Genomic DNA, 24,246 nt, shown 5'->3' with positions numbered 1-24,246 from the left:
CGTTATGCCATTGATCAACGCGCTCTCCTCGACTCTCGTCACCGATATGAAGGCCGCGGTGCTGGCTCGCGCCAACCCGTCGATCGTCACCTGGGAACGCACCGAAGGTCGCCCGCGCAATCGCACGAGCTTCGATCGCGCGTTGCGCGCCGAGATTCATGACGCCCTATGGATGCTCAGCCGGCAATGGCAGATGGGCGAATTCAAGGGAGAAGACGCCGGATCTCCCGCACTGGCGAAAATTCATATGGAATCGGCGCGCCCCCACACATACAAGCCTGACGGCCACGCAGCGAGGCCGTTCGACGAGACCATCCCGCTGGAGACGCAGGTCGAGCAGCTGCCGATCGCGTTTCGTCAGGGAGATCAGAAGGTCGCGCTGGATCTGCGGCTGGTGATGGGGCGTTACTGGTTGAAGCTACTCGCCGCGGCCGGTGTCGGCGCGGGTGTGCGAGCCGACTTCCTGACCCGCTTCCCTATCGCGCGGCCCGATCCCGACGCGGCCGCGGATGCGGCGGTGTGCGCGCATCGCGAAGCGTGGCAACAGTTCGCCGCAGTGTCCGGCGGCCGGGCGTTGGACGGCTACGAATTCCATAGCTTTCTTAAGGAGAGCAACTTCGCCCCGGACTGGACGTCGATCACCGCGGGACCCGCCGCGCCGTTGAACACGGCGATGATTGCCTTTAGAGCCTGGTACGAGCGGCAGTTCTATCAGCCGGAAGATCCGCAACAGAAGGCTTGGCGCTCCGACTATCTCGAATATCAGTTCGCCTGCGCCGCACCGAAGTCCGACGGAGAAGACGTGCTGGCGGCGGACGAGTACTATCACGGCCACTTGGACTGGTACAACTTCGACTTCGATACGTCTCAACGCGCTCTGGGTGAACCGGCGGGATCTCCGCCGGCGCCGGCGACGTTCACCCGGACCTTCTGGCCGACCAACATCATTTTTAGCGGCATGCCGCTGACTCGCTGGTGGGCGTTTGAAGATGGAAAAACCAATTTTGGCGCCATCAAACCCGGTACGACCGACCTGGCGAAATTGTTGGTCATGGAGTTCGGCTTGGCGTACGCCAACGACTGGTTTTTGACCCCCTTCCGATTGCCTGCGGGAAGTCTGTCGCGCGTCAAAGGACTAGCCGTCGCAAACGTGTTCGGTGAACGGTTTTGGATCGACCCCGCGGGACGGGGCCTCGATGACCAGTGGTCGACCTGGCGAATGTTTTCACTCAACGTAAAAGGAAACGAGGCGGCGGCAGCCGATCTCGCGCTCCTCCTGCCTTCGAGTACGCCGAAGATACAGGACGGCCCTGCGCGTGAAGAAGTGGCGGTCATGCGTGACGAGATGGCGAATATGGTGTGGGGCATTGAGAAGACGATCACGCTTCCCCACGGACGCCCCAAGCCCGGTTTCGAAGCGGCGTCTGAGACTCGAAAGGTGTTCGAACGGCTGGCGGCAGTCAGCCCGACTCCCGAACCCGAGTATCGGGCCAAAATTCGCTACTCGGTGATGAATTCCGTACCGGAGAATTGGATTCCATTCATTCCCGTGCATGACCCAGGCAGCAACCGGGAGATTCGCTTGCAACGCGCCGCGATGCTGCGCTTTCTCAAGGGCGATGACCACCCGGCGCGCATCCGTCCGCGCACCGAACTCCTGCGGGAAGGGCTGGACGCCAAGCCGAAGCGGACTCCCTATTTCATCCACGAGGAAGAAGTCCCTCGGGCTGGTATCCTCGTGACGCAGTCGTTTCAGAGAACACGGTGGTACGGCGGACGCGTGTTTCAGTGGTTGGGAGTCCGCAAGACGACGGGTCGAGGGGAAGGCAGCAGCGGGCTGGCATTCGACCAGATTCTCGACGTTCCGGAGAAGCCGAAGTGAACACGACTCACGCCCAGGATGGGAGGGCCGACTCGCCCCGATCATAAACATATTTTTCTGGTTGCAAAACCTCGCGCGATTGGTATGATGTCCGATATTGATGGTCGTCAAGAATGTATCGGATGTCTTGACCTACCCATGCGTCCATAAGTAGAAGACCACCAGATAGCCACCATGCCGGATCAAAGGCTCCATCGCTACCTCTGCAGTCCTTCCCAATCCGATCCTCCCGTCAGCACGTCATTCAACTGAATCTCGCTTGGTTCTCGATTTCAATTGCATGCCGGCTTGGGTCACGCGCGACACCGTGACAGGGCATAGAGAGATGGACCCATCCATCGCCCTTACAGGCAAGGAGGACATCATGGGATTCCTGACAAGGATGCCGCTTTCCCGGAACAAGGGAGCCAAACTTCACAGGCTGGAAAAAGCCATCGCCCCGCCGCACGAACGGGTTTCACGCATTGTCGCCGACCTCATGCGTGCGAGGGAGCAGGATGGACCGACCGAAAAGAAACGTGCGCTGGAAGAGTTCCTCGATCTATGCGAATCGGATGAGGGAGTGCGCAGAGTCATGGAGCGCGAGCATCTGTCGCGGGCCGACCTGAGAGGGATCGCCGTCTACTTGATGGTCCGGGGGCTGGCGGAGTGGGTCCAGGGCCACTGCGTGGCATTGTCGACCATCGCCCACGTTGAACCGCTCCTCTACTTCATTCTGGCGGAGAGACATGGCGTCGATCAACAGCGCATGTTCGCTCATCTATTGCAATATTGGGAGGGAAAGATTTCCTCACGGGAGCTACTGGATCACCTGCCGGTGACGTTGTCGCCTGATGCGCCAAGTTCGGAGTTTCCCCATGCTGTACTTCATGTGTGCTAAAATGTTGCGCGGTCGTTGTCCGTCCGTGGGATAGCGCGTTGGGGGGCGTTGATCCTGTTTAACCCTCCACTTGTTCGCCGATGTCCATTCGCACCTCATTCAATGCCGAAATGATGGGGCCGGGTTTTGCCGCATAGGCTGCGGCCGCAAGAACCAACAGATCGGCCGCAAGGTCGATAAAAGCGGCGATCGTTTCGACTGTCTTGATCTTCGATGTGGCCTTATTGATGACCTTCATGAGGTCTGTTTGGGCCAGCTCTAAGTCACTGACGGTGAGCTTCACGGCTTCCAGATAGAGGGCATTGGCTTTGACACGCAACGAGGTCTCGTCTCGGAACAGCGAGTATGCCTGAAACTGCTTGAGTTTCCGTCTTTCGATTTCTTTAATGATCCGGTCATGAATAGCATCAGCGGATCCGACCAAGGCATCGGCCAGATCCTCAACCTCCCTTTTCTTGGATAGTGCCATACGTCAACCTCCATCAAGGTCAGGATCGCAGTTCAATTGTGAAGAGTCTGAAGGTGTCCTCCCAGGACTCGAATGTCGTTCGAGGTGCCCTGCAGCAGGGTTTTCACGTCGGTGGCGCTGATGTTGTTCACATTGTCGACCAGCGCTCTGTGGCCCTGCATGATTTTCCGAATTCCGCTTTCCGCATCATCGTACTTGGATTCGACCAGGCGATACTCCGCGGCCTTCGACTGAACATGCGTTTTCGCCAACGCCGCCAGTAGCGCATCCTGCGGACCATTCCGGAACGGGAGTTCCACTTCATAAAAGCCCAGCACGATGCTCTTCTCCTGGGCGTGAGTCTTTCTAAACAGGCGAACAAGATCACCCATGCCCCCCAAGAGCACCTGGATGTCCGGATCTCCCTTCCGAACCATCTCGCGAACGGCGCTCTGTTGGTACCCTGATGTGATCCATTTCGAAACTGTGTTGCCTATCGATGAATAGGAATCAACCTGCTTGGCCTCGATGCCGAAAGCGGGATGTTGCTTGAGAGTATCGCCGGCGGCCGTCATCTCATGTGACAGGTCAAACGTCTCGTCACCGGCCAACTGTGCCAGTGTCCTGAAATACAGGGAGACACGCTCGTGAATCTTGAGCAACTCCGGGTAGACTTCCTTGCGACCTTTGTCGGTGGCCTCTTCCTGCGCGAGGAGGTCGCCTGTGAGGTAGGGACGCTCGCGGTCGGTGGTGTCGCGAAACCTTGTCGTGAGGTCGGTATAGGTGGAGAATCTTGCTGACTCTGTCGCGAAATCGCGTACTTCTTTGAGATTTGCACATGCGCTGAGCAGGCCTGCGATCAGCAGGACGGGAATGAGACGCTTCATGTGGACTCCTTCCTTTTCTCCATCCAGGGTCACATTCACGCCGACCAGGCGAGGAGGTTCACGTCGCAAGCCCGACCTTTCTCAGGAACTCATTGGTAAAGACTTGTCTCACCTCCGGAGTCAGCAATTGTTCGCGGCTCTGTATCCACTTGTCGAGGTTCGTTCCATACATGTTCTGCAAACGGGGTCTTGTCAGAAAGTCATTGAACTTGCCCCAGTGCATCGTAAACGGAATGCCCTCTTGCTCCAGCTTGCTCCAGACCTGTCTCGCGTAGTCCCACATCCTCGGAGTGTTGAGCCCGTCCATTTCGAGCACGCAGGTCGGATCAAACTTGGTAAATCCGATGAGCGCCTGCGTTCCTTTCACAAAGCGCATGGTATAGGTCATCGGGAGAATGGTCCCGAAATCTTTGTAGATATTGAACAGCACAGCGAGCGCATCGAGCGCCCTCGACAATGGAAGCCCCAAAGCCGACACAAAGACCTTGCCTTTCACGATCTCGCCGCGGAAGAGATCGAGAAAGGTTCCTTTGACTTCATAAGGATCGAGGAAACTTCTTACCTGTGGATTCAGAACAGTCTTTACGAACGGTTGCAGCGGATTGGGGACGGCGCCGAGGAGCGCTCCCATGACCTCCAGACCTGACGCCCCGGGCCCCGGCTTGTCGGCGCCCCAGCTGGGCGGCTGATAGGCGTCTGTGTACGGTTCCTCGAACATCACCGTGACGGATACCTCGTCCGGTGGAGTGCCTTCGTTCGGTAAGAAATGCACTTGAAAGTGATAGAGCTGGGAGGCCGGCTTATTGTGCAAATCCTCAAAAGGCCGGAGCCCGGAGAAGTCCAGGGAAGTAATGGCTTTCTTGATTGGTTCGTCGAATGCATGCCACGATCGGAAGGCGTGCAGCAGGAACCGCTCGCGCGCTTCGATCATCAGTCCATGGATGATCCCAAAGGAGCCGAAGCTGACCAAGGCCGCGTTGAACAACGTGTCGTCATTCTTCAACTCTGCGCCCAGCGCTGCCGCAAAGCTGGGCTGCACGACGGGATAGGATGCGCGCTGCAAATACACATGCTTGGAGGGTCCCGTAATAAGATGGATGCCCACGACAAAGTCCTGGGTGGCTCCGAACTTGAACGCGGACCCGTGTGTGCCGGTGGATATCACGCCGGGCAATGTCTGCCCGTTGTTCGATCCGGAGGCTTTGAGAGACAATCCCTGGTCGAAGAGATAGCGATTGACCTGAACGATCTCGTTGCCGGCTTCCACGAACCGCACCTTGGTGGGATCGCCCGCATAGGCCGGGGAGAAATGGCGGTCGGCCAGTCTGAATGCGAGGCTGAGATTCTTGGTGTTGATGAGCCTGTGCTCCGTCACTCCGACTTTGCTCAAGGACCAGGAACTGCCCATCGCACGCAACGATGTTCCGGTCTGAACGGCCTCGGCGATCATATCTTGCAGTTCTTTGGTGACCCCGTTGTATAGCTCCAATTCGTCGCCATCCGGCGATTGGGAGAAATTGTAATATCCTTCGATGGTCTGTTCGTACGATTGGTGGCGGTTGATCCAAGAACCCTTTTGAAGAAAACTCGCTCTCTTCGCCATGACCTTCTCCTTACGAATTGGGAGGTGTGTGGACTCCGGGATCTTCCCTATCGGATAACACCATCACGGGGACGCTGCGACGCGCAGCGAAAGTTCACCTCGATCGGCATCCAGATACCAAAGGTAAACACGCTGGCCAGGTCATGGAGATAGTTGCGTTTGATGACCACATCGTTGATGGTTTCTCGCCCACAATCGGCCTCCAAGACCTGTGGGTCATACCACTTCCCCCAGGCCAATGCATAGACGGTCCTGCCTTTGTAGTTGATGTCGTTGGGGTGCGAATCAGGGACTGTGACGTGATAGTCGGCGCAGCCTTGGGCGGAAGCCAAGCCCGCCACAAGAAGGAGAACAGGAAACGCCTGCCTCAGGAATCCAATGGCGGAGATGGTGTGTTTCATTGTCTGTCCCTTTCTTTTGGAAGAGTTGCATCGTCCTGAATCCGAGCACTCTCCCTTACGACAAAAGCAATACAAAATCTGCCCTACGAAGGAATGAAGTGAAGAAGGACTAGGGAAACCCCTAGTCTCTAGGCTCTGTGCGGATGAGACTCCACTCTACGATTCAGAAAGTCTTCATAAGTAAGAATAAGTATGGGGGAAAATAAATGGTGGAATTATTTGTGTCACGGGCACAGCCGACTCTATGGGCTGGCCCATTCCGTCGAATAGTGGGCGCTGACTGGAGGGGCGAGAGACCTGCCCCATATGTGGAAGTGCCGAGTGTCATCGCCAGCCGATCGCCGAGGATGAATCATTTTGGGCTGATCGGTTGTACCGATATTGATCCACACGGGTTGACCCACGCCGCCTACGTTGAAACAGTGCCTGCTGCCCGATCAACAAGAAAGTAGTTGGTAATTCTAGCCTACGCAGACAGGAAGCGTTTCTACAAAACTCATGAATCTGATGGTACGCAAACTGCTACCACAGTCGGAATAGGCTGCTAGCCGACATGATTCATGACGATGTCTCCGCGAAGTCGGGGAAAGTTGGTTGCAGCGCAGGGAGATAGGGTAGGGGGATACGATGGGACGTCAATTTGATCCTGGGTATGGTCAGGAGCCGTTCAAAACCCTCTGTGAAAACTATCCGGCCGACAGCGTGTACCCAGCAGATGACTTTCGTCTGGAGTGGGGCCCTATCTTTCATCGGGGCAGGCTGGATGGATCCGCGAGGGTCCTGCTGATCGGACAGGACCCGGCGCAAAACGAAACGATCGTTCGTCGAATCCTTGTCGGTGAAGCAGGACAGCGAATTCAAGGATTGTTGGCAAAATTGGGGATCGATAGAAGCTACGTCATGATCAACACGTTCCTGTACAGCGTTTACGGAAGCGTGAGTGCAAAGAATAGGAAAACGCCGGCGCTCATCGAGTATCGCCATCGGTGGCTGAACGCGCTGATGGCCGGGCAACACATCGAAGCGGTGGTGGCGCTTGGGACCTTGGCGGATGAGGCCTGGAAGCTATGGGCTGCCACACCCGAGGGACAAGCCCACTCGATCACCTACGTGCCCATCACACATCCGACCCAGCCGGAGAGCTCATCGAAAGGCGACAAAGACAAGTTGCGCACAGCGACCAAGACGATGCTGAAGAAATGGAACGACGCCCTGCAAACCCTCCATCCGGCCATAACCCATCCGGACAGCGTGAAACCGCTCCAACTCTATGCTGAGACGTGGCAGCCGGGGGACAAAGTCATGATTCCAGAAATGGATTTGCCGCCGGGACTTCCTTCGTGGATGCGGGAGCAAGACAACTGGGCCAGACGCGTGGGGGCGGATGTCAACGCCAAACGGCGTAACATCACGGTCACCGTGCCTAAGGGGATTGCACCGCAGTTATGAGCAATCCGGACTCCAAGAAGCGCCGTAGACCTGTCGGTCCCGCACAGGCGCCGCCTGCTGATCCTATCGATCCATTGACTGGTCCGAAGCTTGCGCTGAGCGGTCGCCTCGTGCTGATGGATGACGCGTTCCGGGTGATTCCCCAGGGAACGGTCTACATCGATCGAAGCAATATTGTCGCGGTGACGGAATCCCGAGCGCCTCGTCCGGCCGGATTTGAGGCTGTAACTGTTGTAGATGTCGGTGGGACGATCTTTCCGGGCCTGATCGAGCTGCACAATCACCTCGCGTACAATGCCCTTCAGCTTTGGCAAGTGCCCAAGAAATACTACAACCGCGATCAGTGGTCGGGAACAGCCCTGTATCGAAAACTGATCAGCGGACCGATGAAAATCATTGGAAACACTCCGGAATTGGTGCCGGCCTTAGTTCGCTATGTGGAATGCAAAAGCTTGTTCGGCGGCGTGACGACAAGCCAGGGGATTCAATTGTTCAGTCATGCCGGGATCCGGCGCTACTACCGCGGGATCGTGCGGAACGTCGAACAGACGAACGAAGCTGCCTTGCCGAATGCTGACGCCCGCGTGGATGACATTGACGCCAAAGACGCGAGCCGGTTCTTGAGGCGGCTCGAGAAGGCGACGTGCTTTCTCCTGCATCTCAGTGAAGGGATAGACGAGCGTGCTCGGAAGCACTTTCTCGCCTTGCAGATTTCGGACGATCAATGGGCGATCGGAAAGCAACTGGCGGGAATCCATTGTGCCGGATTGTCGTCGGAGGATTTCAACGTCCTCGGAAGCAGACAAGGCGCGATGGTGTGGTCGCCCTTGAGTAACCTGCTCTTGTACGGCCAAACAGCCGATGTCGGCGCGGCCAAGCAGGCCGGAGTACGGATCGGAATCGGCTCAGACTGGGCACCCTCGGGGAGCAAGAATCTCTTGGGAGAACTCAAGGTCGCCCGGTTGGTCAGCCAAGAGATGGCCGGTGTGTTCAGCGATCGAGACATTGTGGCGATGGCGACACGTCAGGCCGCTTCGATCTTACAATGGGATCAGGTTCTTGGATCGCTCGAGCCCGGCAAACGCGCCGATCTTATGGTGATTGCCGGCAAGTCAGGCGACCCGTATGAGCAGCTCTTGGAGGCAACGGAGACCTCGGTTCGGCTCGTGATGATCAACGGCGTGGCGCGATACGGCCTGCCCAGCCTCATGCAGCGATTGGGCGCCGCCGGTGAAAGCATTCGAGTCGGCAGGAGTAAGAGGACAGTATTCCTGCGCCAGGACACCGCCGATCCCACAGTCACGGCGCTGACGCTGAAGGATGCGACCGACATGCTTCAAGAAGCGCTACAAGAGTTGCCGGAGTTGGCCGCCGAATTGGAAGCACCTCCGGATCGTCCTCGGCCGAGATTGTCCGGCATCGTCAGGGGAATGTCCGAGGCTCAAGAGTGGACGCTCGCACTGGATGAGCTTGAGGATTCAGGCGTTGAACTCCGTCCTCGGCTACCCATGCGTGGTGAGAGGGAATTGACCGGGGCCCTCCGAGGATTGGATCGCGCGGCTGCCGCGCTCTCACAAGTCGTCGAGCCGCTGACATTGGATCCACTGACGGTTGCCGACGATCCCGCGTTCCTGACGGGTATTGAGGCGCAACCGAACCTCCCGGACTATGTCAAGGCCGGTCTGAAGCGTGTGTACGTATAGGATGATCGATCAGGCCCCACACAGACTGAGGCGGTGAAGATGATGTCCGTCGTCACTCACACATCGGGCCGGGATCAACCGAGAGAGCATCTGTGATCGAGATGATGCACCCGAGCGATTGAGCGCGAGGGTCTCGCTACACCATTGTCATAGACAGGAGGATACCATGGCAACGTCCTTTATCGGCCAGACGTTCAGCTTCACACAGCCCGACGGCACGGCGCTGCAAGTGCGTGGGTGGGGCGATCAGCACTATGCGGTCTTCGAGACCTTGGACGGCTACACGGTCACGAAAAATCCACAGACCGGTTATTGGGAGGTGGCCCAGTTGTCGGCGGATAGGACCAGATTGGAACCGCTGCGCGATGCCCGTTCCAGCCCCGGCGAAGGCCGCAGCCGCGTCGGTCGAGGGGTGCGCATTGAAGCAGCCAGCGCGAGAGAGGCGGGGATGGCAGGGGCCAGGCGTTTCGGGGGCCGGCGTTGCGATCAGCGGCGTCGGGAGCGGAAAGATCTCATGCGTGCGATGCGTACGATCGTTGCCAGGGGAGGTCCCGCGTTCGCTCCCCCACAACGCACGACGGTCGGCGACTATGTCGGGCTTTGCCTACTGATCGATTTTTCCGACGCGCCGGCTTCCATCGCGCGTGAAGAAGTCGAGCGATTCTGTAACCAGGTCGGCTACAACGGCTTCGGCAACAATGGCTCGGTGCACGACTACTTTGTCGACAACTCCCTCGGGCAGTTGAACTATACCAATCTGGTCGCCCCCTATTATCGGGCACAGCACCCGAAGACCTACTACACGGATCCAGCGATCGAAATGGGGGTCCGAGCGCGGGAGTTGATTCGGGAGGCTCTCACCCATTGGAAAGCCAATGGATTCGACTTTTCCCCGCTGACGGTCGATGAGACCGGCAAAGTCTATGCGATGAACGTGTTCTATGCGGGGCCTGTGGTCAACAACTGGAGCGAGGGGCTGTGGCCTCACGCGTGGATGATGGGCACGGAAGTCCCGCTTATGCCTGGGAAGTCGGCGTTCGACTATCAATTCACCGCGATGGGCCATGAATTGGTGCTGGGGACGTTTTGCCATGAGAACGGCCACATGCTGTGCGACTATCCAGATCTCTACGACTATGGAAATGAATCAGCCGGTGTGGGCATGTTTTGCTTGATGTGTGCCGGCAGCCATGCCGATCCGAAAAATCCGGTGAACATCAGTGCGTACCTCAAACGCCTCTCGGGATGGGCTGGAAGGGTCATCAATCTGGAGCATGGCGTCACGGTCAGCCTGAACGTGGCGCAAAATGAGTTCGCGATGTTTGCGAAGGGCAATAACGAGTACTTCCTCGTCGAGAATCGGGCGAAAACAGGGCGCGACAGTGCGCTGCCCGATGCGGGGTTGGCGATTTGGCATATTGACGAGCAGGGTGACAACAGCAATGAGCACATGAGCGCCACTAGCCACTATGAGTTGTCCTTGGAGCAGGCGGATGGTCTATTCGAACTCGAGCGTTCGCGCACTGAAATGGGAGACGTGAATGACCTGTATGTCGGCGCCGCCGCTCGCTTTGCCGACGACACGGTCCCGAGCAGCAAGTGGTGGGACGGCACGGCATCGTACCTTGCCATCGACAATATTTCAGCCACCAATGCCACGATGAGTTTCCGCTGCATGTTCTCCAATGTCGGCGACCCGCCGGCTACCGGCACCATACGCCGTGAGTCGGCGCCGAACCGCGGCATTCCCGACAATCAAGCGAGCGGTATCACCGACACCATACAGGTGAACGATGTGGCCACGATTGCAGATCTCAAGGTGGGGGTGGAGATCACGCACACCTACCGTGGCGATCTCGAAGTGACTGTGCTGGCCCCGTGGGGGGCGTCGATCGTCTTGCACCCGAAGAACGAGGGCGGTGGTGCGGATGATCTGAAAATGACCTATGACCCGAGCACGCTCCCTCCATTGGCGGGATGGCGAGGTCGAAGCACTCAAGGTGTGTGGACGTTGCGGGTCAGAGACCTCGCTTCCAAAGACCTGGGTACTCTCAACCGGTGGTTCTTAGAGTTCACCTCTGGAACTGCGACCGCAGGGCCGATTGTATTACAGGAATCACCAGGGACGGTCATCCCGGACAATCAACCGGCCGGCATCGAGCGCACATTGGTCGCAACAGCGTCGGGCAGCGCCGGCGATGTCGAAGTCGCAGTCGACATCGGTCACACCTATATAGGAGATCTGCGGGTCAGTCTCGTGTCTCCTGCCGGTACGGAAGTCCTGCTTCACAACCTGACGGGAGGACAAACCAAGAATATCCTCAAGACGTACACCCGCGCGACGACGCCGGAGCTCGCAGGTCTCGTCGGCAAGCCGATCGCCGGCAATTGGCGCCTGCGTGTGTCCGATCGAGCAGCGGAGGATATCGGCAAGCTCAATATGTGGAAGGTCACGATTCAACCGGCATGACCTGAACGCGCGTTCAGCGGCGTCAGCATGGTGCTGAGTTGCTATGCGGGTGAATCCGTCAGACCGCTGATGGCAACTGACCTGCTACTGGACCGTCGCGTTCGTTGCTGCAATGAGGGGACTATGTTAGGCTCAACCCCTATGACCATCAGCTCTCGCAGCGTCGCATGGTGTCGCGTGGCCATCCTCGTGTGGGCTTGCGCCTGGATGTTGGCGGTCCCCTTGTTTCACGTGCATCCGGACGTGGATCACCGCCACGGAGAAGCGACGCACGTCCATGCTGGGACCGTCCACACGGTCCTGTCTCACGATCTGGACTGCGAATCTGACAGCCACGACCAGATCGGTGCGAACGGTGAGGCTGCCCATCCGGGAACGACTCTGTCCTCACACGTCTCGCATAGTGGCGTGGGACATCCCGAGTTTGGCTTTTCTTTTTTGAATGACTCGAACGATAGGAAAGCGTTCAAACCGTTTTTCGCGCCGGTACTAGCTGGCGCCTGTGCCGTCGTCATCGATCCTCATCAGCAGGAGCGAGAAGACCAGCCCGATGCGTTGGCTCCTGCTATTCCGAGCGTGATCCACGAGATTCCTTCACGCGCCCCGCCCAGTTTCCTCATCTAAATCCCTTAGCAGTGTGTTGACGAACGACGTGATGATTTCAGAAATGGAGTCGTATCTGCGGTCACAGACGCCAGCAGCATGCCCTGCAGGCTGTTCAGAAAGGCCGTCCAGCAAGGCCGCAGCGAGGGAAGAGGCGAAGCGTACTCTTTGCCGTACGTTGAGCCTCTGAGCGAGGCGAGAACGCAGCTGGCGGGCTTTGTCAACAGCCTGCTAGTCCTTCGCACGGTACGCAGCTGTCGCAGACACCTTGGGTGGATCTCTCGTGTTTCGCCATGAGACCAAGGTGTGCGCAGGAAGGGAGGTCCCCGATGAGGTTTCGTGCACCCATATCCATAGTATTGGCAACTCTGGTGGTGAGTTTCAGTCAATCCGCTCCTACGGCCTGGGCGGATGAGGCTCGCTCCAATCCCTATTCGCTGGAAGAAATCATGGCTCTCGCGGTCGGGCGCAGCCCGATGCTGGCTGAAGCGCAAGGGGCGATGAAGGAAAGCCGTGGACAGCAGATCGCCGCCGGAGCCTATCCCAATCCAATCCTCGAAGGCGGTGCCGGTAAAGGTTCGATTCGCGACCCCAGTACCGGCGTCTCGATCATCGAACATACCATTACGGTCGGACAGCCGATCGAATGGTCGCCCAAGCGGCAGGCTCGACAGGAGGCTGCGAATGCAGGTGTTGCAGGCGCAAGCGCCGGACTGGAAGCGGCCAAGCTGAATCTGCTGACCGATGTCAAAGTCGGCTTCTACCAATTGCTGCTCGCGCAACGGGATGCGGAACTCGCGGCACAGAACGTGGCAACGGTCGAAGAGGTCTTGCGCACTGCCAAACTGCGAGTGGCGGCAGGGGAGGCGACGTCCTTCGATACCATGAAAGCCGGTGTCGAGTTACAAAAGGCCCAGAAGGAAGCGGCCAGAGCGCGCAATGGTCTGCTGGTTGCCAGGTCGCGACTGAATACGCTGACTGCCGGAGGGCTGGGTAAACAGTTTTCCATCGTAGGAGGTTTCCAGCCCCTCAAGCAGGAGCTCAATGTGGATCAACTTGTGACTGAAGCAGTTGAACGCCACCCGGCGCTCCGGCGTTTATCAAAGCTGGCCGAGCAAGCCGAGCGGACGGTCGAGTTCGAGCGAGAGTCCCGCATCCCGAACATCAATGTGCTAGGGACCTATCACCGGGAGGCTGGAGACCAGTCGATTATTGCCGGCCTGGCGGTTCCGATTCCGATCTGGTATCGACGCCAGGGAGAAATCGAGACCGCCTTGGGCGCGAAACATCGGGCGGTCGCCGAGCGGCAGCGCGCGCAGAATGAGCTGGAGCAGGCCGTGATCCAGCACAGTCAAGACGTCCGGACGGCTCAAGAGCAGCTTCGAGTCTTTGAAACGGGCTTACTCAAGCAAGCCGAACAGATTCTCACTATCGCCCGGACCAGCTTTCGCCAGGGCGCGGCCAGCCTGTTGGATCTGCTGGATGCACAGCGGGTGTATCGGCAGACCTTGTACGAATACGCGCAGGTGAGCGCGGATCTGTCGATTGCGCTTGTCCGTTTGGAACGCGATCTCGGAGCTCCGCTATGACCCGATATCGACGGCAGATTCGCGAGACGGGAGAGCGTCCATGACACAACCACCGAGAATCATCAGATCGAGCCTGCTCATGATGGTCCTGCTGACCGGGTGCGGTGATCGGGGAGGCGAGCCGCCAACACCTGCTCCTCAAGTACAGGCAAACCAGGAAGCGGGTCATGCGAGAACTATTCAACCGCCCGCAGCCGTCCGTGAGCGCCTGAAAACCGTCGTCGTGGCCTTGCGCGCGGTGCCCGAGGTCATCACAGCGCCCGGAGAGGTCGCGCTGGACCTCAAGCAGGTGGCCAAGATCACGTCGCGGATCGAAGGGCAGATTGAACAGATCCACGTTCAGTTGGGCGACCGGGTGAAGAAGGGGCAGGCGTTGGCAGCCATTGGGAGTCTGCAGCTCGACCAATTGATCGAAGAATATCTGGTGTCGAAAGCCCAGTCTGATGTGGCTGAGAACAATCTGCGCCGCACTGAAAAGCTTCGCGCAGAGGATATCGTGCCCGAACGGAAACTCGTTGAAGACAATGGGCGCTATCTCGAGACGAAGGCCCGCTACCAGCATATTCGAGAAAAACTGCTCAACATGGGAGTCTCGAATGCGGAGCTGACGGAATTGGAACGGGGCCGGCACGAAGAGAGTCATCGGTATACTCTCACCTCGCCGATCAGCGGCACCATCGTCGAGCAGAATGCCGTCCGGGGCCAGGGGGTGGCGCCGGGAAACGAATTATTTCAAGTGGTCGATACCAGTCGGGTCTGGGTCTTCGCCAACCTGCCCATCGAGCTCGCCCGGAAGTTCAAGGAAGGCGATCAAGGCACCATTGTTCCGAAAGGCGGAGAAGCGATCACCGCCGCGCTCGCCTATATTGCCCCGGTGGCCGACGAAAAAACGCGGACTGTGAAAATCCGGTTCGACGTGCCGAACAGCGGTGGACGACTCAAGCCGAATGAGTTCGTGGAGGTGTCATTTGCGCTGGAAGGCTCTCCCGCACTCGCCGTACCGGCGTCCGCGCTGACGATGGTGGAGAAGACGCGGGGCCTGTTCGTCCGGCGTCCCGACGGGTTTGCCTTCACCACGATCGAAACCGGCCGCGAGGCCGACCAGTGGATCGAAGTCAAGAAGGGCCTTCAGGGCGGCGAGGAGGTCGTCTCCGACGGGGTATTCGATCTCAAGAATGTTCTGCTGAAAGAGCATATCGAATCCGGCGAGGCGAACTGATATGGCGACCCTCCTGACCCTGTCGCTCCGATATCGCTTCTTTACCCTCGTCGCCATCCTGTTGACGATCGCCGGCGGTCTCTGGTCGCTTCGTACGTTGCCGATCGATGCCGTTCCCGATTTGACGCCTGTGCAAGTCCAGGTCTTGACCCGAGCTCCGGCTCTCGGGCCCGTCGAAGTGGAACAACTGGTCACGTTTCCCATTGAAGCGGCCTTGAGCGGCTTGCCGGGGTTGCAGGAGTTACGTTCGATCTCACGGTACGGCCTGTCTGCCGTCACGGCGATCTTTGATGATCAGGTCGACATTTATCGTGCAAGGCAGTTGGTCAGCGAACGATTGACCCGTGCGCTTGAACGTATTCCGCCGGAATATGGACGTCCCATGCTGGGGCCGCTCACGACAGGCCTCGGAGAAGTGTACATGTTCACCTTGAAGAGCCGACAGCTCGGTGCGATGGAATTGCGCACGATGCTCGAGTGGGACATCGGCATGCGGCTGCGGGCCGTGCCGGGCGTCGTGGAAGTGAATATTTGGGGCGGTGAAACGCAGCAGTACCAGGTGATCGTCGATCCGGTCAAGTTGCTCTCGTATAAATTGGCCCTTCCCACCGTGTTCGATGCGCTGCACCGAAACAACGCCATTGCAGGCGGAGGCTACATAGAGCACTTGCGGGAGCAAGTGCTGATTCGTGGAGAGGCGCTGGCGACGAATCCGGAGAGCATAGCGAAGATCATCGTGGACCATGGCGCAGGAGGCGTGCCGATTCGAATCGGCGATCTTGGGGAAGTCAAGGCGGCGCCGGCGCTCCGGATCGGCGCGGCCACGGCCGATGGCGAAGGCGAGACGGTCATCGGACTCGTACAAATGTTGGCGGGCGAGAATGCCCATCGCGTCGTCCAACGGGTCAAAGCGCGTGTGCGCGATATTCAAGCGACGCTGCCCGCCGGCGTGACGATCGAGCCCTATTACGATCGGACGCAATTCGTGTCGAAGGTCATCAGGACCGTGCGCAACAATCTGCTGGAAGGCGGCGTGCTCGTCGTGGCCGTGTTGTTTCTGTTCTTGGGGAATCTCCGGGCCGGCCTGATCGTCGCAGCCGCGATCCCGCTTTCGATGTTGATCGCCTTTATCGGCATGGCTCAAGCCGGGCTCTCCGGCAATTTGATGAGTTTGGGGGCGGTCGACTTTGGGCTGCTGGTGGACGGGTCGGTGGTCATGATCGACAATATCCTCCGGCGGCTCTCCAAGGTTCAGGCAGCAACGTCGGAACAACGGACGTCGGAGATCCACTCCGCGGCAACCGAAGTGCTGCGGCCGGTGACCTTTGCGGTCGGGATCATCATTCTCGTATATCTGCCGATTCTGACGCTGACGGGCATCGAAGGGAAACTGTTCCGACCCATGGCCCTGACCGTGATTCTCGCGCTGATGGGTTCGCTGATCATTGCCGTCGCCGTCACTCCCGTTCTCGCCACATGGTGTGTCGCCTCCACCGCCGCAGAACGGGAGCCTCGCGTGACGCAGATGTTCCGGCTCACGTACGGTTCCGCTCTTCGCTGGGCAATCAACCGTCCACGATGGGTGGTGCTCCCTGCTGCGGTGTTCTTTGTCGTGAGTCTTGTCATCGGCTGGACTCTTGGGGTGGAATTCGTGCCTCGTCTTGATGAAGGAGATCTCGCCATACAGGTCTGGCGGTTGCCGAGTGTCTCGCTGAGCGAATCGGTCGCGACGTCCCTTCAGATCGAGAAAGTGCTCAGGCGGTTCCCCGAAGTCGTCACGGTCGTGACCCGGACCGGAAGTCCTGAAATTGCCACGGACGTGATGGGCATCGAACTGTCCGACGTGTTCGTGATTCTCAAGCCACGCGACGAATGGTCGAGCGCCAGGACGAGAGAAGCGTTGATCGAGAAGTTCAAATCGGCCATCGAGCAGCATGTGCCCGGAGTCGGTCTCGGCTTCACGCAGCCGATCGAAATGCGGTTCAACGAATTGATCGCCGGTTCGCGGTCGGATCTGGCCGTCAAGATTTTCGGCGACGATTTGGATCGGCTCAAAGAAACGGCGGAAGCGACGGGGCGGGCGATTGAGGCGGTTGCCGGCGCTGCCGACGTGAAGGTCGAGCAGATTGCCGGGTTGCCGATGCTTCGGGTCGTCGTCGATCGGGACCAAATCGCGCGATACGGATTCACGGCCGATGATGTCTTGGCCGTCGTCGAGACCACGCGCGCCGGACGGGTCGTCGGTACGGTCATTCAAGGGGTGCGGCGATTCGAGCTGGTGGTCCGGCTCCGCGCAGGAGCGACGATCGATCCGAAAAGCATCGGGGCCGTATTGTTGCCCACTCCGGAAGGCGAACTCGTCCCGTTGTCTCGGGTCGCCGAGATCATCGTAGACAGCGGACCGGCTCAAGTCAGCCGGCAGGACGTGCAGCGCCGGATCATGGTGGAAGCCAATATCAGAGGCAGGGATCTCGGCGGCTTTGTCGCTGAGGCACGACGCATAGTGGCCGAACGGGTTGCTCTCCCGACCGGGTACTATCTGGTTTGGGGCGGGCAGTTCGAGCATCTGCAGGACGCGTCGCGACGATTGGCCGTCGTGGTTCCGATTACGCTGGTGCTGATTCTCAGCGTGCTTTCAGTGATTTTCGGCGCCATGCGACCTGCGCTGTTGATTTTCTTGAACGTGCCGCTGGCATTGTCCGGCGGCGTGCTGGCGCTCTGGGTGCGAGGTTTGCCTTTGAGCATCTCCGCGGCTATCGGCTTCATCGCGCTCTTCGGGATCGCGGTGTTGAACGGCGTCGTCCTGATCAGTCATATCGGCCAACTCGAGACTGACGGTCGTTCGACTGAAGAAGCGGTGATCGAAGGCTCGCTCGACCGACTGCGTCCCGTCCTCATGACGGCGCTCGTCGCCAGCCTGGGCTTTGTACCCATGGCGATGGCGACGACGATGGGGGCTGAAGTGCAGCGGCCCCTGGCCACCGTGGTGATCGGCGGGCTCATCACTTCGACCGCATTAACCTTGCTTGTGATCCCGGCTCTGTATGCCAAAATGGGTCGTCGCGGCTAGCCAGCGCACGAACGTGAGCGGGCACAGGCTCTACCGCGATTGTCTACCGAAGGGAGTTTCTCATGTCGATTCCTGTTTCTTTCGGACTGTTCGTGCTTGCGGGCTTGTGTGAGATCGGTGGCGGCTATCTGGTGTGGCTGTGGCTTCGAGAGGGTCGGCCGTGGGGATATGCCGTCGCGGGAGCCGCAGTTCTTATCCTGTACGGCGTGATCCCGACCTTTCAACCGGCGCACTTTGGCCGCGTCTATGCCGCCTACGGCGGCTGGTTTATCGTGCTGTCGATCCTGTGGGGCTGGACTATCGACCACATTGGCCCGGATGTCTATGACGTCGTCGGTGGATTGATTTGCCTGGTTGGTGTTGCCGTGATCATGTATATGCCGCGCTAAACGTGCTACGAGTCTTAGGTCTCCGGAGGGAGCGTATCTGGTACGACGCCGCGTAGTATCCTGCTTCGTGGTCACGTGTGGGGCGAGGTTGTGCGAATGAACACCTGTATGCTCACTTCGTGAGCTAGTTACTACAAGAGCCGGGCCGACGGAGTTCAAAGTCGGTCACCCCTCGACGACTATCCAGTTCGATCACGCAACAGTCGTCGAGCAGTTGCCGCAATTGTTTGCGCCCGCGCTGCACGCGGGATTTCATGCCTGGAATCGAAAGCCCCAGGCGGGTGGCTGCTTCGCTCTGTGTCAGCCCTTCAAGATCCACCAGGCGTATCGCCTCGCGGTACTCGGCTGAAAGGCGTTCCAGCATCGGCCGAAGGCAGCCGGACAGTTCCCGCTTGGCATCTGAGTCCATCTCAGCATCAGATTGTGGCTCTTGCTTTTCGAGGTCCGTGGTCAATCCGACCGGGATTTCACGACGGCGTTCCGGCGAACGGTAATAATCGATGATGACGTGCCGGGTGATTTGATAGATCCACGAGGTGACACGGTCGGGATCTTTCAACTGTCCGAGTTTGTGATGCACGCGTAAGAAGACCTCTTGCAGGATGTCTTCGGTTTCAGCCTCATGACGCACGCGCTTGTAGATGAATGCCCTAAGCGCGCTGTGCATGAGTTGCCACATCTCAACCGCGGTGTTCTCCATCAGTCCCTCCCGCAGAGCCCGACATCAGTATGCCTCACCGTACAATCAATTTCCTACTGCAGGGCGGGCGGCGCGGTGATCTCAGAGTTCGGTGTGGCGCATGTTCCGCTCGCGGGGCGCTTCCCGGAAGGCGCGCAGCATCCGGTATTGGAGACCGGCCCGGTCACCGACAACTGCTCATGCACCGTAAATACCTCCCACGCGTTCCCGTCGGGATCCGAGAACCAGACCTTGTCCTGCCGGGCAAAACAGCAGGCGACGTTGTCCTCCACTCGATCGATAAGGCCTTCTTGCTGGAGACGGTCCTTCCATGCGGCGATCTCTGCCGGCGATTCCACCTCAATACCCAAGTGATTCACGGAGCTGATTCGGCCGGTCGAGGATACGAGCGAGAGGTTCAGGGCCGGACGCGTCAGGTCAAACTTCGCGTAGTCGCTCGTCTGCTTCTGCGGGGCAAGGCCAAACACCTTCCGGTAGAACTCCACCGAGACGGGGACATTGCGGACATCGAGAGACAGATGTGGTCTCATGGCGGTCTCCTTCTTTTGGGGTTCTCGTGAAGGCTCCATTGCCGTCACCCCTAAAGACGGAGCTCGCCCCTAAAGGATGCAGGAACTCAATCTGCCGCCGGATGGGTGTCGTTTCGGCGACTGGCCCACGCAGACCCCTCGACGTGGAAACCGATCTAGGCCGCGGTCGGCACCGATGAGAGGAACCGCATCGACCTCGTCAAATTCTGACAAGGCAATCGCTTTTCCCTGACGGGGCTTGAAAATGAGATTTCGCAGCTCGATCGGTCGGTTCGGCCAAATATCGCCGAAAGGTCGCAACGGACCTCAAGCTTCGAGTGATCCATCGATCGGCTTTCTGAGACGACTCGAATGCGAGCGAGAGATGGTAGTGGGTGCCCATCAGATAGTAGGCATGCCACTACCATCTGCAGCGATCCGTGACATGGGCCGGAAGCGTCAGGTCACGCAATCTTGAGATGCGGTCTAGAATCCGCCTCCGCCGCCCGTCGGGACGGCGATGTTGAATTCTTGAATCGGCGTCACGATCAGCGCGAAGTTGTACAGTTCATCGGCCGCCACGTCGTGGATGCCGTATTCGTGGTTCCGCAGCATCTTGAACCACCTCCCCATTTCCTTCCTCACCATCGCTTGATCGCCGCGGCCTAGGGCGTCCTTCACGACCGCGAGTTTGCCGAGGTACGGCTCCCAGTTGGAGGCCGGGTAGTTGCTCTTGTAGAAGCTCACGGAGTTGGTCAACTCGTCGATCCAGGTCGTCGACACTTCCGCTTGACCTGCCGTTGCGAGCAGGAGCCAGAAACAGATCAGCGCGCTCACTATCGTCAGGATCTTCATGACGTTCTCCTTTGATGTGCGGTCGCTGCGAATAGGCCGCACCGTCCGTTGCCGGCCCGCAGGCCGGCGGGTTGGCTAGAATGACACGCAGTCATTGCCTTCCGTGCAGTTCGCGAAGCTGATCTCGTTCCTGGTCGGTCCGGTAAAGGCCTTCGAGTCCGCCGGTCCCGCTTGGGCGCCGGCGTCCGGCACGCCCATCGGCCTCTCCATCTCCTCCGTCAACTCGCCGGTCTTCGGGTCGATGCGCTGCATCGACAACCCGTGGTCCGGCGCGGAGTTCCCGGAGTCCATCGCCGGGCCGATGGCTTTCTCCATCGGTTCATCCGCCGCGAGGGCGGAGAGACCGATCAACACGACAGCCATGGCGGCAAACCCCATCACCAGCATCGCATAGCCTATAAGATTGTCCCGTTTCATCACGCGACCTCCTTCGTGAAGAGTCCTGCGCCGTGATGCGCCGTCCCTCGATCCGCCTGATTCTACGAAGCGGTCGGACGGCAGACCATCGCCTGAAGGGTGGATTTCATCTACACCGATCGGGTGATTCCGGTGTCCGCCCGCGGTGATGAGCGGCTAGCAGGCTCTCAGATAGGAGAGAATGGCTTCGACCCGGCCGGTGACGTGAAGCTTTTGATAGATGTGATGGAGGTGAGTCTTGACCGTATCGAGCGACAGGCCCAGACGGTCGGCGATCTCCTTGTTGCCTTGTCCGGAGGCGGCGTGCGCGAGAATTTCCCGTTCTCGTTCGGTGAGGTGGACGAGGCCCGGCGGCGGGGTCCCGGACCCTTGCAATGCGGAGACCGCCCGGTGCGCGAAGCGGTCCGGCATGAACGGCAAGTGGAGATGTTCGCCGCGGTGCGTCGCGCGGATGATCCGCAAGAACTCGGCGTGGTCGGCGTCCTTGAGGATGTAGCCGCAGGCGCCGGCCTGAACCGCGGCCACGATTCTGGCGTCTTCGTCATGGACCGAGAGCATCAGCACGTTGGTGTCGGGCAGGCAGCCTCGGATCAGGCGCGTCGCGGTCACTCCGTCGAGCCGCGGCATATCCACGTCCATGAGGATCATCTCCGGTCTGAGCTTCATAGCCTGCTCGAACGCCTCCCGCCCGTCGGTGGCTTCTCCCACCACCCGGAGATCGCGTTCCCGTTCCAGCAACAGCCGCAGGCTTTGCCTGAACAGACGTTGATCTTCAGCGATCAGCAGCGTGACCGGCATAGATGTCCTGCTTCACCGGTAACACCAAGGAAAAGACGGCGCCGCCGCCGCGACGGTTGTCCGCGCTGATGCCGCCGCCGTGGGCTTCCATGACCAGCCGGCAAAAGTGGAGTCCCAGCCCGCGTCCGGTCCTGATGTCGCCCGCCTCCTTCTTCTTGAAGAACAAGTCGAACAGGTGGGGCAGATCCTCCTCGGCGACTCCCGGCCCTTCGTCCATCACCCGGATCGTCACGTGCGATGAGCCGGCGCACGCGCCCGGACGCCGGCTGCCGTGATGCTCGCCGCGGATCTGCACGGCGATCGTCCCACCCGCCGGCGAGAACTTCACGGCGTTGTGGACGAGGTTGATGAGGACGCGCAACAGGCGCCGGCCGTCTACGCTTACCCGGATCTCTTCCGGCTCGAGATCGACGAGGAATCGAATGCCCTTTGACTCTGCTTCCATCCGGAATGGTCGCAAGGCTTCGTCCGCCAGTGCCTTGAGCGAGACGGCGGAGGTCAGTAGCGGAAGTCCTGAATAGCTGTCTTGGTAGACGTCGAGCATGTCATTGATCATGCCCAGCAGCAAGTCGACCGTGAAGCGCATGTCGTCGCACCACCGCCGGGGCCTGTCGAGGGTCACGGTCTGCCCATCCGAGAGCAGTTCCAATGTTTTCTTGATCCCTGCGAGGGGGTTACGGATGTCGTGCGCGAACATCGAAGCGAAGTGGCTCAACGAGGCCAACCGCTCCGACCGGAGTAGCTGCTCCTGAAGCTGCTTCTTCTCGGTCAGATCGGTCAATTGGACCATGACCGCTTCGACCGCGCCGCCCTTTTCGAGGGGGACGAGATCGACGTCCATGATATAGAGATCCCCGGTCGGCGCCGGCACGATCACTTCACCGGCCACGGATTCTCTGCCTGCGGCGAACGTGTCGGCCAGCAATCGGCGGAGCCGCGGGCGTTCCGGTTCGGCGAACAATGACAGCACCGGGGTGCCGACGACATCGGCGGCGGGGCGCCACAATTTAATTTCCCCTCGCCGGTTGAGATCCCGAATCTGCCCGTCGGCATCGACCAGCAATCGAATGTGGAGAGAATGATTCCACAACATGCGATAGTGCTCTTCGGATGTCGCCAGTTCTCGATTGGCCCGTTCGAGCTGTGTCACGTATTGTTCGCGTTCGCCGGCGGTTCCGGCAAGCCGTCTGGCCAGGTCGTCGAAACTCGCGGCGAGGTCGTCCAGTTCGACGATGCCGACTTGTTCCATCGGCGCCGGCATCGTGGGAGGCGCAATCTCTCCGAACTGCTTCATCCGACGGACCAATGCTCGGATCGGCTGCACGATTCGCAACGCCAAACGCCACCGGAGGAATGCCACGATCCCTACAGCGAGGACCCCGAAGGCGGCCAGCCTGCGCATCAAGACGGTCAACGGCGCATAGGTTTCATCCGGATCCTGGCGAACAAGAATGAACCACTTGCCGGCCTGCGCGATATCGGAACGGAGGACGACCGGCGCGACGCCGACGATGCCGCCCGCTTTTCCATGTCCGTCGTCCTGCGTCTCCAGCCATCGCGCGTCGGAAATGGGGTAGGCCGCATCGAACAACGCCCTTCCCTCGACTTGAACCACGCGATGCTGAGTGGAAGGAAGAATCGGACAGGCGAGGACAAGACCTCGACTCGTCAACAGCATGACATGTCCGGTCTCGCCGATACGGCTGCGAAAGACGGACGCGAACAGTTGGTCTTTCTCGATCACGACTTTGATCGCGCCGATGACGGCTCCACGGCGATCCGTGATCGGAACGGCGACTTCCCAGTATCCGGACCCCGCTTCGTTCGACCGCAGTTCCCCCACCCAGATTTGTCGTTGCTCAAAGACGACGGGCCACCAGAGCTGTTGGTTATAGTGTGCCCTGGTAACATCGCTGATGACTCCGCCCACCGAGCGGCCCTGACGGTCCAAGATGACCATCGAACGAAAGTAGCGTAGTTGACTCTCACGCCAGCGCTGGAATGCGGGCCGATCGAAGGCCACTCCCGTCCCAGACGTGACAGCGTCCACGACGTCCGTCGTCGAGGCCAGGCGTTCGACCCATTCCACTTCTTTTTCCAGAATGAGCCCGACCTTGTCCGCGCTTTGATGAGCCAGTTCCAGAAAGGTAAGACCGATGGTGCTCCGCAGCGAATGCTTGGCGTGCCAGTAGGCGTATAGCAGGCCGAAGGCTCCGGTGAGCAGGCCTATAGAAAGGACCCAGAGGGTGACCAGGCGTTGGAGGCTGACTCGCTTCCTCATACGGCACGAGAGGGCGAGCATCGGAGCCAGAAGCCACGCGTCAGCCCTCCATCCAACGCCCTCTCAGGGGGGATTGTCAAGTGCGCCTGCTTC

Annotated in this window: 20 protein-coding genes; 10 read left to right on the top strand and 10 right to left on the bottom strand. The window is 59.3% G+C overall.

Translation table 11 applies throughout. The features are described from left to right. The first annotated feature begins 4 nt into the window (after positions 1-4). Both P0111_14370 and P0111_14365 read left to right on the top strand, forming a co-directional pair. Positions 5-1,882 (top strand): hypothetical protein, encoded by a 1,878-nt coding sequence (locus tag P0111_14370; GenBank protein ID MDF0645212.1) that lies wholly within the window; start codon positions 5-7, stop codon positions 1,880-1,882. A gap of 364 nt (positions 1,883-2,246) precedes the next feature. Further along, positions 2,247-2,762, top strand: a complete 516-nt coding sequence (locus P0111_14365) for a hypothetical protein (GenBank protein MDF0645211.1) — start codon at positions 2,247-2,249, stop codon at positions 2,760-2,762. A 58-nt stretch (positions 2,763-2,820) separates the two neighbouring features. Here P0111_14365 and P0111_14360 read toward each other — a convergent pair whose 3' ends face one another. The 4 genes from P0111_14360 to P0111_14345 are packed head-to-tail and all read right to left on the bottom strand — an operon-like array spanning position 2,821 to position 6,101. Continuing rightward, a complete protein-coding gene (locus tag P0111_14360; protein ID MDF0645210.1) occupies positions 2,821-3,231 on the bottom strand; it encodes a hypothetical protein in 411 nt (136 codons plus the stop codon). Positions 3,232-3,263: 32 nt separating this feature from the next. Then, positions 3,264-4,097: a hypothetical protein gene (locus P0111_14355; GenBank protein MDF0645209.1), complete on the bottom strand. Its 834-nt coding sequence runs from the start codon at positions 4,095-4,097 to the stop codon at positions 3,264-3,266. Positions 4,098-4,155: 58 nt separating this feature from the next. Then, a complete protein-coding gene (locus tag P0111_14350) occupies positions 4,156-5,700 on the bottom strand; it encodes an FAD-binding protein (GenBank protein ID MDF0645208.1) in 1,545 nt (514 codons plus the stop codon). Positions 5,701-5,747: 47 nt separating this feature from the next. Continuing rightward, positions 5,748-6,101 carry a hypothetical protein gene (locus tag P0111_14345; GenBank protein MDF0645207.1) on the bottom strand — a complete coding sequence of 118 codons (354 nt, stop codon included), beginning with the start codon at positions 6,099-6,101 and terminating at the stop codon, positions 5,748-5,750. 627 nt (positions 6,102-6,728) lie between these two features. On the opposite strand from P0111_14345, the gene P0111_14340 reads away from it, so the two are divergent. The 8 genes from P0111_14340 to P0111_14305 all read left to right on the top strand — a co-directional run bounded on the left by P0111_14340 (position 6,729) and on the right by P0111_14305 (position 18,593). Further along, positions 6,729-7,550, top strand: coding sequence for a uracil-DNA glycosylase family protein (locus tag P0111_14340; GenBank protein MDF0645206.1), 822 nt, complete (start codon positions 6,729-6,731; stop codon positions 7,548-7,550). Beyond that, positions 7,547-9,253: an amidohydrolase family protein gene (locus P0111_14335; protein MDF0645205.1), complete on the top strand. Its 1,707-nt coding sequence runs from the start codon at positions 7,547-7,549 to the stop codon at positions 9,251-9,253. Before P0111_14340 ends, P0111_14335 begins: the two co-directional genes overlap by 4 nt. A gap of 166 nt (positions 9,254-9,419) precedes the next feature. After that, a complete protein-coding gene (locus P0111_14330) occupies positions 9,420-11,723 on the top strand; it encodes a M6 family metalloprotease domain-containing protein (protein ID MDF0645204.1) in 2,304 nt (767 codons plus the stop codon). A gap of 141 nt (positions 11,724-11,864) precedes the next feature. Continuing rightward, positions 11,865-12,347: a hypothetical protein gene (locus tag P0111_14325; GenBank protein ID MDF0645203.1), complete on the top strand. Its 483-nt coding sequence runs from the start codon at positions 11,865-11,867 to the stop codon at positions 12,345-12,347. A 308-nt stretch (positions 12,348-12,655) separates the two neighbouring features. Next, positions 12,656-13,915 (top strand): TolC family protein, encoded by a 1,260-nt coding sequence (locus tag P0111_14320; GenBank protein ID MDF0645202.1) that lies wholly within the window; start codon positions 12,656-12,658, stop codon positions 13,913-13,915. 40 nt (positions 13,916-13,955) lie between these two features. Further along, positions 13,956-15,134, top strand: coding sequence for an efflux RND transporter periplasmic adaptor subunit (locus tag P0111_14315; GenBank protein MDF0645201.1), 1,179 nt, complete (start codon positions 13,956-13,958; stop codon positions 15,132-15,134). Between the two features lies 1 nt (position 15,135). After that, a complete protein-coding gene (locus P0111_14310; protein MDF0645200.1) occupies positions 15,136-18,204 on the top strand; it encodes a CusA/CzcA family heavy metal efflux RND transporter in 3,069 nt (1,022 codons plus the stop codon). A 62-nt stretch (positions 18,205-18,266) separates the two neighbouring features. Next, positions 18,267-18,593, top strand: a complete 327-nt coding sequence (locus P0111_14305; protein ID MDF0645199.1) for a YnfA family protein — start codon at positions 18,267-18,269, stop codon at positions 18,591-18,593. A 124-nt stretch (positions 18,594-18,717) separates the two neighbouring features. On the opposite strand, the gene sigZ is transcribed toward P0111_14305, so the two are convergent. The 6 genes from sigZ to P0111_14275 form a co-directional block, all read right to left on the bottom strand. Then, positions 18,718-19,293, bottom strand: a complete 576-nt coding sequence (gene sigZ / locus P0111_14300) for an RNA polymerase sigma factor SigZ (protein MDF0645198.1) — start codon at positions 19,291-19,293, stop codon at positions 18,718-18,720. A gap of 53 nt (positions 19,294-19,346) precedes the next feature. After that, positions 19,347-19,823: an ArsI/CadI family heavy metal resistance metalloenzyme gene (locus tag P0111_14295; protein ID MDF0645197.1), complete on the bottom strand. Its 477-nt coding sequence runs from the start codon at positions 19,821-19,823 to the stop codon at positions 19,347-19,349. A gap of 465 nt (positions 19,824-20,288) precedes the next feature. Further along, positions 20,289-20,657 carry a hypothetical protein gene (locus P0111_14290; GenBank protein MDF0645196.1) on the bottom strand — a complete coding sequence of 123 codons (369 nt, stop codon included), beginning with the start codon at positions 20,655-20,657 and terminating at the stop codon, positions 20,289-20,291. A 75-nt stretch (positions 20,658-20,732) separates the two neighbouring features. After that, the gene (locus tag P0111_14285) at positions 20,733-21,077 is read right to left on the bottom strand and encodes a hypothetical protein (protein ID MDF0645195.1); all 345 of its coding nucleotides are present in this window, start codon (positions 21,075-21,077) and stop codon (positions 20,733-20,735) included. Between the two features lie 153 nt (positions 21,078-21,230). Further along, entirely contained in the window at positions 21,231-21,872 is a 642-nt protein-coding gene (locus P0111_14280) for a response regulator transcription factor (GenBank protein MDF0645194.1), read from the bottom strand. Continuing rightward, entirely contained in the window at positions 21,847-24,153 is a 2,307-nt protein-coding gene (locus P0111_14275; GenBank protein MDF0645193.1) for an ATP-binding protein, read from the bottom strand. The genes P0111_14280 and P0111_14275 overlap by 26 nt, the downstream gene beginning before the upstream one ends. Between the last annotated feature and the right edge of the window lie 93 nt (positions 24,154-24,246).

Origin of the sequence: Nitrospira sp. (genome assembly GCA_029194535.1) — a bacterium.
Taxonomy (GTDB): Bacteria; Nitrospirota; Nitrospiria; order Nitrospirales; family Nitrospiraceae; genus Nitrospira_C.
The sequence above is the reverse complement of the archived record's forward strand: the minus strand, read 5'-3'. Positions and strand labels throughout refer to the sequence as shown.